At 57.2% G+C, this 17,016-nt stretch carries 19 protein-coding genes; 12 read left to right on the top strand and 7 right to left on the bottom strand.

Translation table 11 applies throughout. The features are described 5' to 3' along the window. Positions 1-122: 122 nt before the first annotated feature. From ACQQ2Q_RS11020 to ACQQ2Q_RS11005, 4 genes are all read left to right on the top strand, one after another. Entirely contained in the window at positions 123-716 is a 594-nt protein-coding gene (locus ACQQ2Q_RS11020; RefSeq protein WP_428187110.1) for a LysE family translocator, read from the top strand. Between the two features lie 82 nt (positions 717-798). Beyond that, on the top strand, positions 799-1,434 hold the full coding sequence (gene nthA, locus ACQQ2Q_RS11015) for a nitrile hydratase subunit alpha (RefSeq protein WP_428187109.1): 636 nt from the start codon (positions 799-801) through the stop codon (positions 1,432-1,434). Beyond that, on the top strand, positions 1,431-2,090 hold the full coding sequence (gene nthB / locus ACQQ2Q_RS11010; protein ID WP_428187108.1) for a nitrile hydratase subunit beta: 660 nt from the start codon (positions 1,431-1,433) through the stop codon (positions 2,088-2,090). The genes nthA and nthB overlap by 4 nt, the downstream gene beginning before the upstream one ends. Then, entirely contained in the window at positions 2,077-2,448 is a 372-nt protein-coding gene (locus ACQQ2Q_RS11005) for a nitrile hydratase accessory protein (protein ID WP_428187107.1), read from the top strand. The genes nthB and ACQQ2Q_RS11005 overlap by 14 nt, the downstream gene beginning before the upstream one ends. 21 nt (positions 2,449-2,469) lie before the next feature. Here the strand turns inward: ACQQ2Q_RS11005 and ACQQ2Q_RS11000 are convergent, their stop codons facing one another. Continuing rightward, positions 2,470-3,606: a mandelate racemase/muconate lactonizing enzyme family protein gene (locus ACQQ2Q_RS11000; protein WP_428187106.1), complete on the bottom strand. Its 1,137-nt coding sequence runs from the start codon at positions 3,604-3,606 to the stop codon at positions 2,470-2,472. A 135-nt stretch (positions 3,607-3,741) separates the two neighbouring features. Between ACQQ2Q_RS11000 and ACQQ2Q_RS10995 the strand changes: the two genes are divergently transcribed. Beyond that, positions 3,742-4,869 carry an ATP-dependent DNA helicase gene (locus ACQQ2Q_RS10995; RefSeq protein WP_428187105.1) on the top strand — a complete coding sequence of 376 codons (1,128 nt, stop codon included), beginning with the start codon at positions 3,742-3,744 and terminating at the stop codon, positions 4,867-4,869. A gap of 92 nt (positions 4,870-4,961) precedes the next feature. Here ACQQ2Q_RS10995 and ACQQ2Q_RS10990 read toward each other — a convergent pair whose 3' ends face one another. Beyond that, positions 4,962-5,657 carry a MerR family transcriptional regulator gene (locus ACQQ2Q_RS10990; RefSeq protein ID WP_428187104.1) on the bottom strand — a complete coding sequence of 232 codons (696 nt, stop codon included), beginning with the start codon at positions 5,655-5,657 and terminating at the stop codon, positions 4,962-4,964. Between the two features lie 413 nt (positions 5,658-6,070). Here ACQQ2Q_RS10990 and ACQQ2Q_RS10985 point away from each other — a divergent pair, with 413 nt between their 5' ends. Beyond that, positions 6,071-6,823, top strand: a complete 753-nt coding sequence (locus ACQQ2Q_RS10985; protein WP_428187103.1) for a pyridoxine 5'-phosphate synthase — start codon at positions 6,071-6,073, stop codon at positions 6,821-6,823. An 89-nt stretch (positions 6,824-6,912) separates the two neighbouring features. Continuing rightward, positions 6,913-8,178 (top strand): NAD(P)/FAD-dependent oxidoreductase, encoded by a 1,266-nt coding sequence (locus ACQQ2Q_RS10980; RefSeq protein ID WP_428187102.1) that lies wholly within the window; start codon positions 6,913-6,915, stop codon positions 8,176-8,178. A gap of 102 nt (positions 8,179-8,280) precedes the next feature. On the opposite strand, the gene ACQQ2Q_RS10975 is transcribed toward ACQQ2Q_RS10980, so the two are convergent. Next, positions 8,281-9,162, bottom strand: coding sequence for an SDR family oxidoreductase (locus ACQQ2Q_RS10975; protein ID WP_428187101.1), 882 nt, complete (start codon positions 9,160-9,162; stop codon positions 8,281-8,283). Positions 9,163-9,298: 136 nt separating this feature from the next. Here ACQQ2Q_RS10975 and ACQQ2Q_RS10970 point away from each other — a divergent pair, with 136 nt between their 5' ends. After that, the gene (locus tag ACQQ2Q_RS10970) at positions 9,299-9,709 is read left to right on the top strand and encodes a winged helix-turn-helix transcriptional regulator (RefSeq protein WP_428187100.1); all 411 of its coding nucleotides are present in this window, start codon (positions 9,299-9,301) and stop codon (positions 9,707-9,709) included. 68 nt (positions 9,710-9,777) lie between these two features. Here ACQQ2Q_RS10970 and ACQQ2Q_RS10965 read toward each other — a convergent pair whose 3' ends face one another. Continuing rightward, positions 9,778-10,029, bottom strand: a complete 252-nt coding sequence (locus ACQQ2Q_RS10965) for a hypothetical protein (protein ID WP_428187099.1) — start codon at positions 10,027-10,029, stop codon at positions 9,778-9,780. A gap of 447 nt (positions 10,030-10,476) precedes the next feature. On the opposite strand from ACQQ2Q_RS10965, the gene ACQQ2Q_RS10960 reads away from it, so the two are divergent. Beyond that, positions 10,477-11,142, top strand: coding sequence for a TetR/AcrR family transcriptional regulator (locus ACQQ2Q_RS10960; RefSeq protein ID WP_428187098.1), 666 nt, complete (start codon positions 10,477-10,479; stop codon positions 11,140-11,142). Then, positions 11,117-12,190 (top strand): ketol-acid reductoisomerase, encoded by a 1,074-nt coding sequence (gene ilvC, locus ACQQ2Q_RS10955; protein ID WP_428187097.1) that lies wholly within the window; start codon positions 11,117-11,119, stop codon positions 12,188-12,190. Before ACQQ2Q_RS10960 ends, ilvC begins: the two co-directional genes overlap by 26 nt. A gap of 88 nt (positions 12,191-12,278) precedes the next feature. Here ilvC and ACQQ2Q_RS10950 read toward each other — a convergent pair whose 3' ends face one another. Together ACQQ2Q_RS10950 and ACQQ2Q_RS10945 are read right to left on the bottom strand one after the other, a co-directional pair. Further along, positions 12,279-12,653 (bottom strand): hypothetical protein, encoded by a 375-nt coding sequence (locus ACQQ2Q_RS10950; protein WP_428187096.1) that lies wholly within the window; start codon positions 12,651-12,653, stop codon positions 12,279-12,281. 368 nt (positions 12,654-13,021) lie between these two features. Then, entirely contained in the window at positions 13,022-13,519 is a 498-nt protein-coding gene (locus tag ACQQ2Q_RS10945; protein ID WP_428187095.1) for a cupin domain-containing protein, read from the bottom strand. Positions 13,520-13,588: 69 nt separating this feature from the next. Here ACQQ2Q_RS10945 and ACQQ2Q_RS10940 point away from each other — a divergent pair, with 69 nt between their 5' ends. Further along, positions 13,589-14,173, top strand: a complete 585-nt coding sequence (locus ACQQ2Q_RS10940) for a TetR/AcrR family transcriptional regulator (protein WP_428187094.1) — start codon at positions 13,589-13,591, stop codon at positions 14,171-14,173. A 40-nt stretch (positions 14,174-14,213) separates the two neighbouring features. On the opposite strand, the gene ACQQ2Q_RS10935 is transcribed toward ACQQ2Q_RS10940, so the two are convergent. Continuing rightward, a complete protein-coding gene (locus ACQQ2Q_RS10935; protein ID WP_428187093.1) occupies positions 14,214-15,437 on the bottom strand; it encodes a GGDEF domain-containing protein in 1,224 nt (407 codons plus the stop codon). A 267-nt stretch (positions 15,438-15,704) separates the two neighbouring features. Between ACQQ2Q_RS10935 and ACQQ2Q_RS10930 the strand changes: the two genes are divergently transcribed. Continuing rightward, positions 15,705-16,931 carry a PLP-dependent aminotransferase family protein gene (locus ACQQ2Q_RS10930; protein WP_428187092.1) on the top strand — a complete coding sequence of 409 codons (1,227 nt, stop codon included), beginning with the start codon at positions 15,705-15,707 and terminating at the stop codon, positions 16,929-16,931. Positions 16,932-17,016: the final 85 nt, after the last annotated feature.

The raw sequence follows: 17,016 nt of genomic DNA, 5'->3' as shown, positions 1-17,016 counted from the left end.
CAGCTTATTGAATACTTGCGGCAAAGCGAAGCATGTCGCTTTGGCAAGACGACATAATTTTCCGTTGTCGTCTCCAATGTCCAGCGATAGCATTTGTCTTTGCGACCATTCCGGAGCTTTTCATGACCACCGCATTGTTAAGCGCCTTGTTCCTCTTTGCGATCGCCACGTCGATTACTCCTGGTCCCAACAACATGATGGTGTTTGCGTCCGGTGTGAATTTCGGCTTCCGGCGCACGGTGCCGCATATGCTGGGCATCGCCTTCGGCTTTGCCGTCCTGCTGGCTGCAGTGGGTTTTGGCCTCGGCGCGGTCTTGCAGGTCACGCCAGTCCTCTATCTCGCCCTCAAGATCGCCGGCGGGCTCTATCTTCTCTATATCGCATTGCGACTTGCGACCTCACGAACGATGGCCAAGGGAGAGGCCAGGGCGTATCCGATGAGCTTTCTCGGTGCCGCTGCGTTCCAGTGGGTCAATCCCAAGGCGTGGGTAATGGCGATAACGGCGACCGCGACCTATGCCGCGCCCGGCGACTACGAACGCAGCATTGTCATCATCGCGCTGGTGTTCGGTCTGGTGACCATGCCGACAGTTTCCATCTGGACCGGTTTCGGTTCGGTCCTGCGCGAATGGCTCTCGGTGCCGCCGCGTCTCAAATATTTCAATATCGCCATGGCCATCCTGCTGGTTCTCAGTCTCTGGCCAATGCTGAGATAGCGCTTCAGATCAGGGTCACGACCACTTGGAATTTTCCGGGGGAATTCGTAGAGATAGACCGAGCTCATTGCGGGAGGTTTCTATGGACAAGCGTCATCACCATCACGACCATGGAGACCATCACGATAATCATTATTCCGACATGCAGGCGCGAGTGAAAGCGCTGGAGACGGTGCTTGTCGAGAAAGGATTGATCGATCCTGAAGCCATCGACGCCATCGTCGAGACTTATGAGACCAAGGTCGGTCCGCGCAATGGTGCGCGCGTTGTGGCCAAGGCCTGGAGCGATGCGCGATTTGCGGACTGGCTGAGGGAGGATGCGACGGCTGCGATTGCAAGCCTTGGCTATACCGGTCGACAGGGCGAGCATATGCGGGCGGTGTTCAACACGCCAAGCACTCATAACATTGTCGTCTGCACACTATGCTCCTGCTATCCCTGGGCCGTTCTGGGCCTGCCGCCTGTGTGGTACAAGGCACCCGCCTATCGCTCACGGGCAGTCATCAATCCTCGTGCGGTGCTTGAGGAGTTCGGTGTAACCCTGAGTCCTCTCACACAGATCCGTGTCTGGGATTCGACTGCGGAATTGCGCTATCTCGTGGTGCCAGAACGGCCAGAGGGAACTGATCACCTTGACGAAGCAGCGCTTGCAGATCTGGTGACACGCGATTCCATGATCGGTACCGGTCTTGCTACTCTACCGGGATCTTCACCATGAATGGTCCACATGATCTGGGTGGGCAAATGGGTTTTGGCCCGGTCGCACCAGAAAAGGATGAGCCGTATTTCCATGCCGAATGGGAGAAGACTGCGCTTGGCCTGACGCTGTCCTGCGGGGCGTTTGGGGCCTGGACGATCGATGAAAGCCGCCATGCGCGCGAAGCGATACCGCCGGCGCAGTATTATTCCGCGAGCTACTACGAGATCTGGATCCGGGCGCTGGAGACCCTGCTCGAGCGGCATGGCTTTGTTACCGCGCAAGAGATCCAAGCCGGGCAGGCGCAGCAGCGGGCTGCGACACCGAAACGCGTGCTTAAAGCGGAGATGGTGTCCGAGGTTCTGGCACGCGGCGGGCCCTGCGATCGCGCAATTCATCGAGAGCCGCTGTATGCAGTCGGCGATATCGTCCGCACGAAGAATTTCAATCCTGAGACCCACACACGCCTGCCGCGCTATGCCCGTGCGAAGATCGGCCGCGTGGAGACCGTGCAGGGAAGTTTCGTCTTTCCGGACGATAATGCCCATGGCCGTGGTGAAAACCCGCAATGGGTCTATACAGTGGTGTTTTCCGGTCCGGAACTATGGGGCGAGGGGGCCGATCCGACACTGTCCGTTTCGATCGATGCGTGGGAGAGCTATCTTGAGCCAGTGTGATGTGCCAACGCCGTTTCGGGCATCCCCCGGCTTACCCGTCTCTGCCGAGGGCGATCCGGTGTTTGAAGAGCCCTGGCACGCTCATGCCTTTGCGATCACCGTGCATCTCCACGAGCGAGGCCTCTTTTCCTGGGGTGAATGGGCCGAGACCCTTTCCGGCGAACTGCACAAACCTGGCCGCGCAGAAGACGGTTCGGACTATTTCGATGGCTGGGTCGCTGCCTTGACGACACTGCTTGGTGAAAAGGGCGTCGCTGACCATGCAACCGTCGTGGCGCTTCAGCAAAGCTGGCAACGGGCGGCAGAGGCAACGCCGCATGGGGCCGCCATCCGCATCGAGAACGATCCGTTGCGGTGAGCCGTTGCCGATATCGCTGCGTTACTTGCTGCCGCCTCTGAACGAGGCCTTCAGCTCGCTGGAGCTGGTCCGGCAAGCGTCCAGGGCCGAACGGTTGAAGACAATGCCGTGGCCCGGCACATCAAGCGGTGTTCCGATGCCGTTGCTCGTCTCTATCGGGTTTTCGATCAGGCCCAGTTCCGTCAGGCTGCCGCCGACGACATCTTCCAGCATGAAGCCGTTTGGAACGCCGCAAAGCAGCGGCAGTGACAGCTCCATCATGTAATGCGGCGCGATCGGCTTGCCGAATGTCCCGGCCAGATGGGCAATCTTCAGCCATTCCGTTACACCACCGACGAAGGCGACGTCGGCCTGAACGATATCGACGGCTCCGGCGCGCAGATAGTTGAGAAACTGGTATTTGCTGTAGAGGCTTTCGCCGAGCGCAATCGGTATCTTGGTCGACCGCTTGAGATCGGCATGGCCCTGGACATCGTGATAAATCAGGGGCTCTTCGATCCAGTCAAGATGGAAGCGTTCCAGTCTGGATGCTGCCTGAATCGCTTGGGATGCAGACCAGCGCTGATTGAGATCCACCATCAGATGAACATCGGAGGGAAGCATCTCCTTAAGTTTGGCAATGCGCTCGATATCGGCTTCGAAGTCAGGTTTGCCGATCTTGATCTTGATGGCCCGGTAGTGCCGGGAGAGATAGTCGCGTGCCCGGGCAAGGAGATCCTCGACGCGGTCGTTTTCCGACAGGTTGATTTCGCTGATATAGGCGGGGATGCTGTCGCGCGCGCCACCGATCAACCGGTGCAGCGGCTCGTTCTTGTGCTTGCCGATAATATCCCAGACCGCGACATCGATGGCGGCGATGGCCATGCTGTTGACGCCGAGACCGAGCCTGCGGGACTGGTTCGACAGTTTCGACCAGAGCTTCTCGTAGGACAGAGGATCCTCGCCAATCGCCAGGGTGGAGAGGTAGTCCTCGATCAACGTATGGATGGCGGTGCCACCGATGTCGACGCTGTAGGTGAAGCCGGTGCCCTTCAAGCCGGTATCGGTCGTTATTTCCACAACGACGAATTCCAGCGCGTCGACCTTGTTGGTCGCGTCTTCCCAAGGCGATGCCGGCGGCAACCGGTGCACACTTGATGTAATATTGTCTATCCGCATTCGATCCTCCTCCTGATCCTCAGGATACATCTCTGGCAGTTTCATGACACGGCACAAGGCGTCGCTGCTGGGGATGCGGTACGCATTCGTTCTTTTTCGGTTGCGCTCGTCATTCGAATCCTGCCAAGTCCGGCGATGCAATTTTCACCGCAACAGGACGAGGCCCTGAAGGCCGTTTCCAAGTGGCTGAAGGAAGGGCGCTCGCCTGTCTTCAGGCTGTTTGGCTATGCCGGAACGGGCAAGACGACACTGGCGCGGCACTTTGCCGAAGATGTCGACGGCGATGTGCTGTTTGCGGCCTTTACCGGCAAGGCGGCGCAGGTGCTGAGGTCTCGTGGCGCCACCAATGCCAAGACCATCCATTCGCTGATCTACCGCCCGCGCGGCGAGGAATCGGTTGAGGATGAAGAAACCGGCAAGACCTCGATTTCGCCCATGTTTGCCATCAATCGCCAGAGCCCCGTTGCCAAGGCAGCTTTGATTGTCATCGACGAATGCTCCATGGTGGATGAGGCGCTTGGGCGCGATTTGATGAGCTTCGGCACGCCGATCCTGGTTCTGGGCGATCCCGGACAGTTGCCACCGGTTCAGGGCGGCGGATTCTTTACCGAGCAGGAGCCGGATTATCTTCTGACGGAAATCCATCGACAGGCCCGCGACAACCCGATCATTGAACTTGCCATGCATGTGCGTGAGGGCAAGGAGATCATGTTTGGCGATTACGGGACGGCGAAGGTGATCTCCAAGAATGAGGTCAATCAGGACCTCGTTCTGGGAGCTGATCAGGTTCTGGTCGGCACCAACCGCACCCGGCGGCGCTATAACAAGCGATTGCGGGAGCTCAAAGGTTTCGTTGCCGATCATCCGCAGGCCGGCGACAAGCTTGTGTGTCTGCGTAACGATCAGGCCAAGGGCCTGCTCAACGGTTCCCTGTGGCAGGTGATGAGCTCATCTCGCGAGACGGTGAAGCCGGGCATCAATCTTCTGGTGCGCCCTGAAGACGACGACATGAATCGCGGTGCAGCCAAGATCAAGCTCTTGAAGGCGGCATTTGAGGATCTTGAAACCGAGATCCCATGGTCGACGCGCAAGCGGTATGACGAATTCGATTTCGGTTATGCGTTGACCGTCCACAAGGCGCAGGGTTCGCAGTGGAACAATGTCGTTTTGTTCGACGAGAGCTATGCCTTTCGCGATACGCGCGAGCGCTGGCTTTATACCGCCGTGACCCGCGCCGCACAGACGCTGACGATCGTGCGCTGAACACGCCAGCCGGCAATCAAACCATAAGATTATGATATCGATCCTCTGCGACAATCGAGAGCGTCAGGGCGTCCAGCATTCCGTGGTTGAGGTCAGGAAGAGACGATGCCGAGAAGCACTGCCTTGGCAACCGCCTGAAAGCGATTGTTGGCGCCGAGTTTTTCAATGATGCGGGTTTCAAGCGTGGAAATTTCCGAGCTTGTCATGTCCAGGGCCCGCGCCAGGCGAAGTGGAGCGTAACCTTCTGCCATGAGTTGCAGGCAACGGCGTTCCATATCGTTGAGGTCGATGTGTTCATGCCGGGTGTTTCCTCTCAGCTCATCGTCATCCAAATGCTGATCGGACAAGAGCTGCTCAAGATTGCCGATCTGTTTCAGGATTGTCGATTGTGCCGTCTTGAGTTCTCTCCTGCGTGCCAAGAGCGCGTTTTCAAAGATCAGATCTGCAGATTGCTGATCGTCGGCGTTCGCCAACGCGGCGAGCAAATCCTGGATTGCAGCAACGGACATGCCGATCTCGCGGCAGGTGTTGATGCACGACATCAGCGCGACATCGTCACGGGTATAGATCCTCATGAGGCCGATGCGACCTGCATGGATCATCCCTTTTTCCTCATAAAAGTGCAGGGTGCGGTGGGTGACACCGAAGAGGTTGGCCATGTCGGCGATTGCCACGGGTTCGTCCAGTTGTCGGCGGGGGCGCGTACTGGTCGGCAAGAAGTGGGCGTCTGGCTTCGGCTTTGTCCTTGCCGTTGCTTTTCGCGTGGAACCCTTCGTATGTTCAGCCATGGTGCCCCCCTTCCTGCTCAGCACGTCTCTTTTGTATTCAAAGACCAAGCAAGCAGTGCCGCTTCGTGCGTCGGAGGCTCTTCAGGGCCTGTCCGACCTTGCACATATCCCCAGTCGTTCTTTGTTTTTCCGCGACTTTAGCGAGCAGAGTAGGCCTCGCTTTTCAAATTTGCAAACCACTTCATCTGGCGTGTTTTGGTGACCGTGCAAAATGTGCAGTTGCTGTTGGAATCACATCGCAACCCATTTTCGGTTTGAAATTTAAGTACGGGAAATTGCTGGAATATTGCTGAAATGCCTGTTTGCAGAGGCAATCAATTGCAGAAATGGATAGATGATATAAACGCGTTGGCGTTTCAGCCGCTAATCGCCTAAATGCAATGGTTCCTGCTCAACATCAAAAGACGTGCGCCATGCCAGTTCAGCTTTCGGTCAATCTCAATGCCATCGCCATGCTTCGCAACAGACGCGATCTGCCATGGCCGGATGTTGCGCATTTCGGTCGGCTTGCGCTTGGCGCCGGTGCCAGTGGCTTGACGGTGCATCCCCGGCCCGACGAAAGACATATCCGTTTTTCTGATTTGCCGGTGCTGCGCGCCTTGATCGACGACGAATTCCCGCATGCGGAATTCAACATGGAAGGCTATCCGACAGAGGAGTTTCTGGCTCTTTGCGAAGCCAATGCGCCGGAGCAGGTGACCCTTGTGCCCGATGATCCGTCGCAGGCGACGTCCGACCACGGCTGGGATTTCGTCAAACACGGCGATTTACTGCAAACCGTTGTCGGGCGCCTCAAGCGCCGGGGTATGCGTGTTTCTTTGTTTGCCGATGGTGACGGCGATGTGGCGGCGGTCGATGCAGCCAAGGCGACCGGTGCCGATAGGATCGAACTCTATACAGGGCCGTATGGGGGGTGTTTTGATCGACCGGATCTGGCCGAAGAGCAGATTGATTTGCTCGGACGCACTGCAGATGCAGCTTTTGCGGCCGGGATGGGCGTGAATGCGGGTCACGATCTGACCGTCGCCAATCTTCCGCCACTGGTCAAGCGCATTCCCGACATGGCCGAAGTGTCCATTGGCCACGGCCTGACGGCGGACGCCTTGGAATTTGGAATGACGCAGACCGTCCTCCGTTTCCGCAAGGCTTGCGGTCAAAAAATCTGAAAACGGTTTGAATGCGTAACCCGTTCGACTACATATAATGCTGCGTTGCAGCAATTGTGCCGTATCGCCTTAAGTCAGGACGTATAGCCGTGAGCCATCATCGTATCGTCGTCGTTGGAGGCGGATTTGGAGGGTTGCAGTTGGTCAACTCCCTTGCGGGAGCGTCAGCGGATATCACGCTGATTGATCGGCGTAACCACCATCTATTCCAACCTCTGTTGTATCAGGTCGCAACCACAGTGCTTGCGACATCCGAGATCGCCTGGCCGATCCGTCATCTCTACCGTCACCGCAAGGATGTCCGCACACTTCTGGATGAGGTCATCGGCATTGACCGCGAGGCGCGCACCGTGGAACTCAGGTCCGGCGTGACAATTCCCTATGACACGCTTGTCCTGGCGACGGGTGCTCGACATGCCTATTTCGGTCGAGACGACTGGGAGGGTGTTGCGCCTGGCCTCAAGACTCTTGAAGATGCCACGACGATCCGGCGGCGAGTGCTTCTGGCGTTCGAACGAGCGGAACTCAACGGCGGCGAGGATGAGCGCGATGGTGAGTTAACCTTTGTGATCATCGGGGGAGGTGCGACAGGCGTCGAAATGGCAGGCATGATCGCAGAGCTTGCCAAGCAAACCTTGCCGTCCGAGTTTCGCTCCATCGATACCACCCGCACACGTGTCATTCTTGTCGAGGCCGGGCAAAGAGTGTTGCCGGCGTTCACGGACGACCTGTCTGACTACACGGCCAAAGCCCTTGGAAAGCTTGGTGTCGAGGTTCGCACCGGTCTACCCGTTACGGATATCACGGACGCAGGCGTGACTGTGGGTGAGGAATTTGTACCTTGCCGGACTGTCATCTGGGCTGCCGGTGTGCAGGCATCGCCTGCGGGTAAGTGGCTCGGGGTCGAGCAGGACCGTGCCGGTCGGGTTAAGGTCGAGCCGGATCTGTCGATCGGCAGCGATCCCGATATTTTCGTGATCGGCGATACGGCGCTCGCCGTGCAGGAGAACGGAAAACCTGTTCCCGGCGTCGCGCCTGCAGCCAAACAGCAGGGGGCATATGTCGCTCGGGTGATCAAGGCAAGGCTCAACGGCACGCCGGTGCCTGCAGCATTCCGCTATCGCAACCAGGGCAATCTTGCCACGATAGGCCGGCGTGCTGCGGTGGCCGATTTCGGCTGGATCAGACTAAAGGGCGGTATTGCCTGGTGGCTCTGGGGGCTGGCGCATATCTACTTTTTGATCGGAACCCGATCGCGCCTCGCCGTCGCATGGAGCTGGCTGTGGATCTATCTGTCCGGGCAGCACAGTGCGCGACTGATCACTCAAAAAGAAACGCTCAAGGATCACTCCTGAGCGTTTTCCTTGTGTCCGACGGCTCCCATGACGCTATTGGGAGCCGTCGGTTTCCGTTGCGCCTAAGGCGGATCGTTGGCGCAACAGGTTCGGGACCGACTGTCAGCCTGCAAGGGCTGCGGCGTTTTCAGCGATAAAGCTCTCCGTCGACTTCAAGGGCTGGCCGATCAGGGTGCGGGCGTCGGACGTGATTTGCGACAGCTTGCCTTCTCGCGTTGCTGTGCTCATGGAGACCAGAATCGGGATCAGGGGTGCCGGCAGGCCGGCACCGGCCATGCCTTCGGCCAGTTGCTCATCATTTATTGCCACGACATTGATGGGCTTTCCGGTCGCCTTGGATGCGAGTTCGGCAATTTCCGCGTCGGTATAGGCGCGCTCACCGGTCAAAGTCAGGATCTGATTTTCTTTTGCCGGTTTGGCGAGCGCCGCGGCTGTCGCGCGTGCGATGTCTTCACGGGCAATGTAGGCTGTCTTACCATCGCCGCTTGAGGTGTACATGGTGCCGGACGCAATGGCATTCGGGATGCTCATGAACATGTTTTCCTGGTACCAGCCATTGCGCAGGATGGTATACGGCAGTCCGGATGCAGATATGGCCTGTTCGGTGCCAAAGTGATCCGGTGCGAATGTGATCGGTGACGTATCTGCGTCGGGCAGGGATGTGTAATAGATCCGACCGACCTTGGCAGTTGTGGCAGCTTCGACGGCAGCCTTATGCTGCTGGAGGCGTTTTCCCGGTGCCATCAACTCATCAGTCGAAATGATCAGCAGGCGGTCGATGCCCTCGAAGGCGGATGGCAGATCTGCGTCGTCGAAATCAACCTTGCGGGTCTCGATATTCAGAGCGGCGAGTTCTGTGAGTTTCTGCGGATTGCGCGAGCCGGCGACAATATCGGATGCGGGCACCTTTTCGGTTTCCAGAAGGTGCTTGATGACGAGGCCGCCGAGATTGCCGGAGGCGCCGGTGATGAGGATCTTTGTCATGGTATTTCCTTTCGGTGACGGGACGTCTATAAACCCGCAGGCGCTCTCAAAATGAGAGTAGGGCTAAATTGTAGATTGACGCCTCGTTGTAAAGAAGGCAGTTTTTCAGCAGTTGGTTACGTAAAAGGAACTACCCATGGACGCCACGCGCAGCACTTTCGAGTCCAAGTTACGGAAATACAGTGATGACAACTCCTCGATCGCAGATTGCCCGGTTCGTCTTGTCATTGCGCCGATCGGCAGCAAGTGGTCGACGCTTCTATTATTGACGCTGGCTGAGCGGCCCTATCGTTTCGGAGCGCTACGCCGGCTGGTTCCCGATATCTCCCAGCGGATGCTGACCCAGACCCTTCGGGACCTCGAACGCGACGGTTACGTCCAGAGGACGGTGTATCCAACCAAACCGCCGAGCGTCGAATACTGCTTGACCAAGCTTGGACATTCGCTCTTTGCGTCGCTTCACGTCCTGGTGCGTTGGGCCGAAGACAATGCCCGGAGTGTGGAGGCGGCGCGCAGGACGTATGACGAACTTCAAAACATCGGTTAAGTCGTCAGCATCGCCACGCCATTTGCCCGTGCCCCGAATAAACCAGGGCACGGGATTTGCATACCAGCTTACTGGTCGTTGCTGAGCATCTGGCGCGTCACCAGATCAACACTATGCGAGGCGTTTACGCGGTAGATTTCGCGATATTCCTGACCGTCCTGGCCGGTGAAGCGGTGCTCGAAGTTCGAACCCACAGGGGACTTCGGCAGGTAGGATTCGTTACCGTTATAAGTGATGGAGCCCTGGATCGGCTGGGTCGCATAGGCTGCCGACGAGCCGGCAAGAACTGCGAGAAGGGTGGCTGTTGCGAACTTGTTCATAATATTCTCCTGTAATCAATGTTGCGCACAATCGAACTGTGCGGTTCGATTGCTTGTATTTCGTTATGTTTTATAACTTTTGCAAGAGCAGTCTTGCAAAAAAAAGTCACGAAGGGCTTTTGAGGATCCGAAAAATTCTTCCGCGGTCCATCATCTTCGATAATTTTTTCAGATACTTATGATTATTTTTGAAAGTTCTCATGGGTTGTTGAAAAAAGTTATAATAAACAACAAAACTTGAGCCTCCTGATCCAGGAGAAGGCTCTTGCCGTGTGCGGATTGGGACGCGCTCGGTGCAATTCATGTTGAAGGAGAGGCGCGCGCCACGTCGCTTACACGGCCAAAAAGACAGTCTCTGTCGTCTGCATTTTTCTCTTGACGATATTCGGCGTCCTCTGTATCTAAATCGGAACCGTACGGTACGGTACGGAATTTGGGAGAGATATTTTGCTTAGCGATCCTGCAAGCGACAGTAGCTTTACACCGCGACAGAACGCCGTTCTGGACGTGGCTTTGCGCTTGCTGGTTGACGGCGGCGAAAAGTCGCTGACAACAGCTGGACTGGCGCGTGCTGCCAATTGTTCCAAGGAGAGCCTTTACAAGTGGTTTGGCGACCGCGATGGGCTCTTATCTGCGATGATCTCGCATCAGGCCTCCAAGGTGAGGACGGTCGAGCGCGCAGGCGAACGGCTGACGTCGGAGAGCCTGACCCATCATCTTGAAGTTTTTGCCCATGACTTGCTCGATGTCTTGAGTGGTGATGTGTCGCTGGCGCTGAACCGCCTGGCAATCGGCCAGACAAGTCGCGACGGCTCCAAGCTTGGTCACCTTTTGCGCGAGCGCGGGCGCCGCCAGATCGACCGGCGGGCGAGGGCACTGATCGAATCCGGCCAGCGCGACGGTCTGCTGCGCTTTTCCGATGGCGAAGAAGCCTATCGTACCTTTTACGGTCTGATCGTCTCTGATCTGCATGTGCGCATGCTGCTGGGCGACAGACCGGACAATAATCTATTCGCCGCCCGGGCGCAGAAGGCCGTTGCAGCCTTTCTCACGCTTCACGGCACGGACAAGATACTGGCGGCCCCGGGTGTCGGCCAGAAAACAACGCTTTAAACGACTAAGTCAGGGAAGGAACAAGACAATGCGCGTTTATTACGATCGTGATGCCGACGTAAACCTCATCAAGGCCAAGAAGGTCGCTATCATCGGTTACGGTTCGCAGGGTCGCGCCCATGCGCTCAACCTCAAGGATTCCGGTGCCCAGAACGTGGCGATTGCGCTGCGTGCCGGTTCGGCAACCGCCAAGAAGGCAGAATCCGACGGCTTCAAGGTCATGACCGTTGCCGAAGCTGCGGCCTGGGCAGACCTGATGATGATGGCAACGCCTGACGAATTGCAGGCCGGCATCTACAAGGATGAAATCGCACCGAACGTTCGCGATGGTGCCGCGATTGCATTTGCGCATGGTCTCAACATCCACTTTGGCCTGATCGAGCCGAAGGCCTCTGTCGATATCGTCATGATTGCACCAAAGGGCCCTGGCCACACGGTGCGCGGCGAATATCAGAAGGGCGGCGGTGTGCCTTGCCTCGTTGCCGTTCATCAGGACGCATCGGGCAATGCTCTTGAAATGGCTCTGTCCTATGCCTGCGGCGTTGGCGGCGGTCGTTCGGGCATCATCGAAACCACCTTCCAGGAAGAGTGCGAAACCGATCTGTTCGGCGAACAGGTCGTTCTGTGCGGCGGTCTCGTCGAACTGATCCGCGCCGGTTTCGAAACTCTGGTTGAAGGCGGCTACGCGCCTGAAATGGCCTATTTCGAATGCCTGCACGAAGTGAAGCTGATCGTCGACCTGATCTATGAAGGCGGCATCGCCAACATGAACTACTCGATCTCCAACACGGCCGAGTGGGGCGAATATGTCACCGGTCCGCGCATCATCACCGATGAGACCAAGGCTGAGATGAAGCGTGTTTTGAAGGACATCCAGACCGGCAAGTTCACTGCCGAGTGGATGCAGGAATGGCATTCGGGCGCTGCACGCTTCAAGGGCATTCGTCGGATGAATGACAAGCACCAGATCGAAGAAGTCGGCGAAAAGCTGCGTGGCATGATGCCATGGATCGGCAAGAACAAGCTGGTCGACAAGTCGGTCAACTAAGATCGCAGATCGGCCGATAGAACACCTTGAATGAAAAGAGGCCGGGGCTTTCGCTCCGGCCTTAGTTTTGTGCTGCGTTTACATGGGACTATACGGCGGCGACCCGATTGCGGATCACTATGATCGCAAAGAGAAGCATTGCGATAAGGGTGATGAGCGAGCCGATTGCGGCGAAGGCTTCGGTAATATCGAGCATGGCCAGGGCGATACCGGGGGCGAGCAGAAGCACTCCCAGGGTGGCCGCGCCCACCTGGATTTGTGGCAGCCGCCCCAGAGAGGCTGCCGGCACCGCGTGATAGTAAAAACCATAAAGGGCGATGGTGACCCAGCCGACCAGATTTAGGTGGGCATGGGCTGGCGCGAGCATATGATCGTGCGACGCTGCCATGTAGATGCCAAAGGCCATGCCGGCCAGTGCGTAGAGGCTGGCTGTGGCCAGGCAGAAGAATGATAGTCCACGCATTTGGAACTCTCCTGTTTGTGGTGTCCCGGTGCATGGCATGTCCCCGCCAATGCGTCCCCCGAGTGTGTTTATGCTTGTGCGCTTTCGGCGTGCGGCCTGGTCACTGTTGCGGTGATCCATGTACGCGCTACGGCGCGATGGTGTTTCGTACGGCAGCGCCGGAGACCGCGGCATTTCGTGTGCACCGTGTCAAACCAGCTGCTTTCCCGTAGCCTGCGATATTCTTTTTCAGATGCGATTGTTCCCGCTGATTGCACGCTCCAGCGGATGACCTGATGCATTAGCGTACTGAGCGTCGCCGCGCTGCCTAAAACAATCCTAAGTGTCGAGGATGCTTTGCTTATACCAAGGTGGCGCGCCTGACGGCATCAATGATCGTTGGATCGAGGTGGCGGCAGCAGTGCGATGCCGTTGCGGATGGCCGCTTCGGCGATGAACGCGAAATCCGGATCTGTCTGCGGTGGAAACTGCGCGGTTTCCCCGCTTACGGGCTCACCTACGGCATCGAAGAATGCCTCGTGAAAGCCGCCGGGCATGTTGATGATCAACATCTTTGCTGGCGTTTCGCCGATATTCCTGAAGAGGTGGGGCGTGCCCGGCTTGATGTAGATGAATTCCTGAGGGCCAAGCAGAATCGCTTTCCCGTCAATGGTGAATTCCACATTTCCTTCCTGGATCAGGAAGGACTCTTCATCCTGTTGCGTGTGGTAGGGCGAGCCGGCACCCGGCGCGGTGATGCATTCCGCAACGGAAAATTTGCCGTCTGTTTGCGCAGCGCGGGCGCGAAAGGTCAATAAGTTGCCGAGGAAATGCACTGCACTGGGCGGCTTTGCCGGATCGGTTGTGCGGATCTTTTCGGTATTCATGGTTGCTTCCCTTCATGGTTTTGATACAGTTATCTCTTCATGAGATAATAGTCTCATAAAGAGGATCAAATGACCGGTCAAGTGAAAAGTTCCGAGCGGATCAACCAGAAGAAGAGGACGCGGGCCGAGTTGCTGCGGGCGGCCCACGCGTTGATCGAGCAGGGGATACAGCCCACGATTGCGGAAGTGGCAGATCATGCGGGAATTTCGAAAGCGACTGCCTATCGTTACTTCTCGAAACAGGACGACCTCATTCGTGAGGCGGCGCTGGATGCCGTTGCGGCAACGATTCATGTAGACCCATCGAGTGGCGGAGCCGACCCGGAGGAACGGGTTGTTGATGTGATCGGTCGGATCATGGCCATGGTAGACGCTGAGGAGCCAATGTTTCGGGCATTGCTGGCCAGTACGGCCAACAACGACGCTGCCACGCGAAGAGGCGGGCGCCGGACTGGCTGGCTGGATGCTGCGCTGGCACCGCTGCGTGATGAACTGCCCGGCGAAGACTATCGCCGTCTCGTGCATAGCCTCAGCCTTTTGTGCGGTATTGAAACAACGGTGGTGCTTGAAGACGTCTGCGGACTCGACCGAGAGGAGGCGAGGGATGTCTATCTTTGGGCCGCCCGCAGGCTAGTGCGTGCAGCGATTGCCTAATTGAATGGCCAATCCGGTCCGAAACGACTTTTACAAGCCGTCAGGTCTGTGGGAGTTCCTTCATCGAGGACAACTTCAGGCCGTCGCCGCTCCGCACGCGGTTGCGACCCGACCGCTTGGCCTCGTAGAGACCGGAATCGGCGCGGTTGATCAAGTCCTCAGCGGAGAGAGGTTCGCCGTTGAGCATTGTTGCAATGCCGATACTGATCGTAATGCCCGGGGCGCCTGCAATCACATTCGACATGTCTATCTCGGACATCAGTTTGCGGAGCTTTTCCGCGATGCTGGCTGCACCTGTGGAATCGGTTGAGCTCATGATCAGTGCAAATTCTTCACCGCCATAGCGGGCGGCAAAGAGTCTTGGCACGTCGGCGAATTCCTTCATGACAAGACCGATCACAGTCAGGCAGGCATCACCGGCGAGATGACCATGGGTGTCGTTAAATTGCTTGAAGTGATCGACGTCAATCAGGGCCAGAGAGAGACAGTTCTCCTGTCTGACGGCCTCATCCAATTGCCTTGCAAGACGCTGATCGAACTTGCGCCGGTTGGGAAGGCCCGTCAATTCATCGGTCATGGCGTAGTGTTTGAGTTGCGCATTGGCCGTCTCAAGCGCTTCAGCTTTTTCCGCCAACAGTTCCTGTGCCTCAACCCGCTCCTGCTTCGACTTGAGCTCGCTCACGCGCAATTCAATCAGTTTCCGGACCTGGCCGATCTGAAACAGCATAAGCAAGAGCGCAAGAGGAGCAACGAGATACAGGCCATCCACCACAGCCTGTGCTGCCAGTATGAGCATCAAAGCTGCTGCCTGTGACATAGACTGAAGCGGGGCCATGTAGCCACGGGATGTTGCGGACTGAACGATTGCGCAACCGACTGTGAGGGTCATGAGCTGAATCGAAGGAGATGCCTGATGAAACATCAGCGCCATGGATATGCCCCAGAGCACCCCGGACATAAGGGCCGCGACCCAGAAGATGTAAAGCCAAAGCTGAAGACTTGCCTGTTCGGAGCGGCGTATATAGGCAAGCTTGAAGCCGGCTCTCATTAAGAGTTGTAAGGCTATAAACAGGACGGACCATTCCAGAGCGACAGATCCGCCACCCGAATAACTGGCAATCGCGATCATCAGAATGCCGGTGCCCGCAATCAAGTGCGGCCACATATCGAACAGATCGTCGAGAACGTCCCAACAATGGGTGCCTTCGTTGTACTCCTGCCCGACCGCGAGCTTGAGAAAACTTCCAGCAGGGGCGGACTTCATGTTTTGTCCAATGCGTGTGCCGATACTGATCCGGTAGTAATGCATGCCAGGCTTAAACAAACCCTTATCAATAATGCGCGCATTCACTCCGGTCGGATTATGGGACGTGACAGTGTCTCCTGTTCGTCTGTGGCTGCCCTGTTTGGGATGTCACGATGAACACCTGCCGGTGATCCGAGCGCCACATTCAAATAGGTCAGCATTATTGACATATATAGGTCTTCGTGATCAGCTTCCTCTTAAAAGAACGCACTGAGGAAACGCTCCATGATGAAATGGGATCATATTTTCGCGACGCGCTCGTCGCGTATGCGCGCATCCGAAATCCGTGAATTGCTAAAGCTTCTGGACCAGCCCGATATCATCTCCCTTGCGGGCGGTATTCCCGATCCGGCACTCTTTCCCAATGAAGAGTTCAAAGACGCCTATGCCGATATCTTCAGCGGGGAACAGGTTGCGGCGGCGCTGCAGTATTCGGTGAGTGAGGGCTATCAGCCATTGCGTGACTGGCTCGTCGGTGAAACGGCCAAGCTCGGCATTCCCTGCAGCAGCGACAATGTCTTCATCACGTCTGGTTCGCAGCAGGCGCTTGATTACCTGGGCAAGCTGTTCCTGTCGCCTAAGGACACGGCACTGGTGACATGGCCAACCTATCTGGGGGCACTGCAGGCCTTCAACGCCTATGAGCCGTCTTATGACCAGTTGACACTCAACGGCAATCGGACGCCCGGCAGTTACAAAGCGGCCGCCGAGACGGCGGGCGGGGCCGTCAAATTTGCCTATCTCTCGGCCGATTTTTCCAATCCGACGGGGGAAACGATCGACCGCGCAGGGCGGGAGCGGCTGCTGGCACTGGCGGACGAGCTGGATATCGCAATTATCGAAGATGCCGCCTATCAATCGCTGCGCTATGACGGTGAGGCAATCCCGCCGATTCTCGCTCTCGAGATTGCCGAGAAAGGCTCAATCGAAAATACGCGCACCCTTTATTGCGGCAGCTTCTCCAAGACGTTGGCGCCGGGCCTGCGCGTCGGCTTCGTTGTCGCCGCTAAACCGGTTATTCGCAAGCTGGTCTTGATGAAGCAGGCAGCCGATCTGCACTCGTCGACGATCAACCAGATGGCGATTGCGCAGGTGGCCGAGCGCCATTTTACCCAGCAGGTCGCCAAGATCAGGGCTGCTTATGGTGCACGTCGCGATGCAATGCTCAGGGCCCTCACTGCCTATATGCCGGCTGGATGCTCATGGACCAGGCCTGACGGAGGTATGTTCATCTGGCTGACACTGCCTGCGGGACTGGACGGCGGTGAGCTTCTGGCGCGCTCCGTCGAAACGGAGAAGGTGGCGTTCGTCCCCGGACGTGCCTTCTTCGCTGATGGCTCCGGTGCGAACACGATACGGCTATCTTTCTCCTGTGCGAACGAAGCGATGATCGAGGAAGGCATTAGCCGTCTTGGGCGCCTGATCGGCGGTGCTGTGGCTGCTGCAGCCTGATCAATACACTTGTGTGTGGCTGCGTTCGTCAGGGGCGGAGCTCTCAGGCTTTTTGTTATCTGCTTGTGATTGTTCCCGTCCGGCT

Origin of the sequence: Agrobacterium sp. ES01, from assembly GCF_050320885.1 — a bacterium.
Taxonomy (GTDB): Bacteria; Pseudomonadota; Alphaproteobacteria; order Rhizobiales; family Rhizobiaceae; genus Allorhizobium.
The sequence above is the reverse complement of the archived record's forward strand: the minus strand, read 5'-3'. Positions and strand labels throughout refer to the sequence as shown.

What these genes read in the sequence shown, in the direction of transcription:
- ACQQ2Q_RS11020 (WP_428187110.1), top strand. Translation starts at nt 123, where the DNA reads ATGACCACCGCATTGTTAAGCGCCTTGTTCCTCTTTGCGATCGCCACG.
- nthA (WP_428187109.1), top strand. Translation starts at nt 799, where the DNA reads ATGGACAAGCGTCATCACCATCACGACCATGGAGACCATCACGATAAT.
- nthB (WP_428187108.1), top strand. Translation starts at nt 1,431, where the DNA reads ATGAATGGTCCACATGATCTGGGTGGGCAAATGGGTTTTGGCCCGGTC.
- ACQQ2Q_RS11000 (WP_428187106.1), bottom strand. Translation starts at nt 3,606, where the DNA reads ATGCGGATAGACAATATTACATCAAGTGTGCACCGGTTGCCGCCGGCA.
- ACQQ2Q_RS10995 (WP_428187105.1), top strand. Translation starts at nt 3,742, where the DNA reads ATGCAATTTTCACCGCAACAGGACGAGGCCCTGAAGGCCGTTTCCAAG.
- ACQQ2Q_RS10990 (WP_428187104.1), bottom strand. Translation starts at nt 5,657, where the DNA reads ATGGCTGAACATACGAAGGGTTCCACGCGAAAAGCAACGGCAAGGACA.
- ACQQ2Q_RS10985 (WP_428187103.1), top strand. Translation starts at nt 6,071, where the DNA reads ATGCCAGTTCAGCTTTCGGTCAATCTCAATGCCATCGCCATGCTTCGC.
- ACQQ2Q_RS10975 (WP_428187101.1), bottom strand. Translation starts at nt 9,162, where the DNA reads ATGACAAAGATCCTCATCACCGGCGCCTCCGGCAATCTCGGCGGCCTC.
- ACQQ2Q_RS10970 (WP_428187100.1), top strand. Translation starts at nt 9,299, where the DNA reads ATGGACGCCACGCGCAGCACTTTCGAGTCCAAGTTACGGAAATACAGT.
- ACQQ2Q_RS10965 (WP_428187099.1), bottom strand. Translation starts at nt 10,029, where the DNA reads ATGAACAAGTTCGCAACAGCCACCCTTCTCGCAGTTCTTGCCGGCTCG.
- ACQQ2Q_RS10950 (WP_428187096.1), bottom strand. Translation starts at nt 12,653, where the DNA reads ATGCGTGGACTATCATTCTTCTGCCTGGCCACAGCCAGCCTCTACGCA.
- ACQQ2Q_RS10945 (WP_428187095.1), bottom strand. Translation starts at nt 13,519, where the DNA reads ATGAATACCGAAAAGATCCGCACAACCGATCCGGCAAAGCCGCCCAGT.
- ACQQ2Q_RS10940 (WP_428187094.1), top strand. Translation starts at nt 13,589, where the DNA reads ATGACCGGTCAAGTGAAAAGTTCCGAGCGGATCAACCAGAAGAAGAGG.
- ACQQ2Q_RS10935 (WP_428187093.1), bottom strand. Translation starts at nt 15,437, where the DNA reads ATGAAGTCCGCCCCTGCTGGAAGTTTTCTCAAGCTCGCGGTCGGGCAG.
- ACQQ2Q_RS10930 (WP_428187092.1), top strand. Translation starts at nt 15,705, where the DNA reads ATGATGAAATGGGATCATATTTTCGCGACGCGCTCGTCGCGTATGCGC.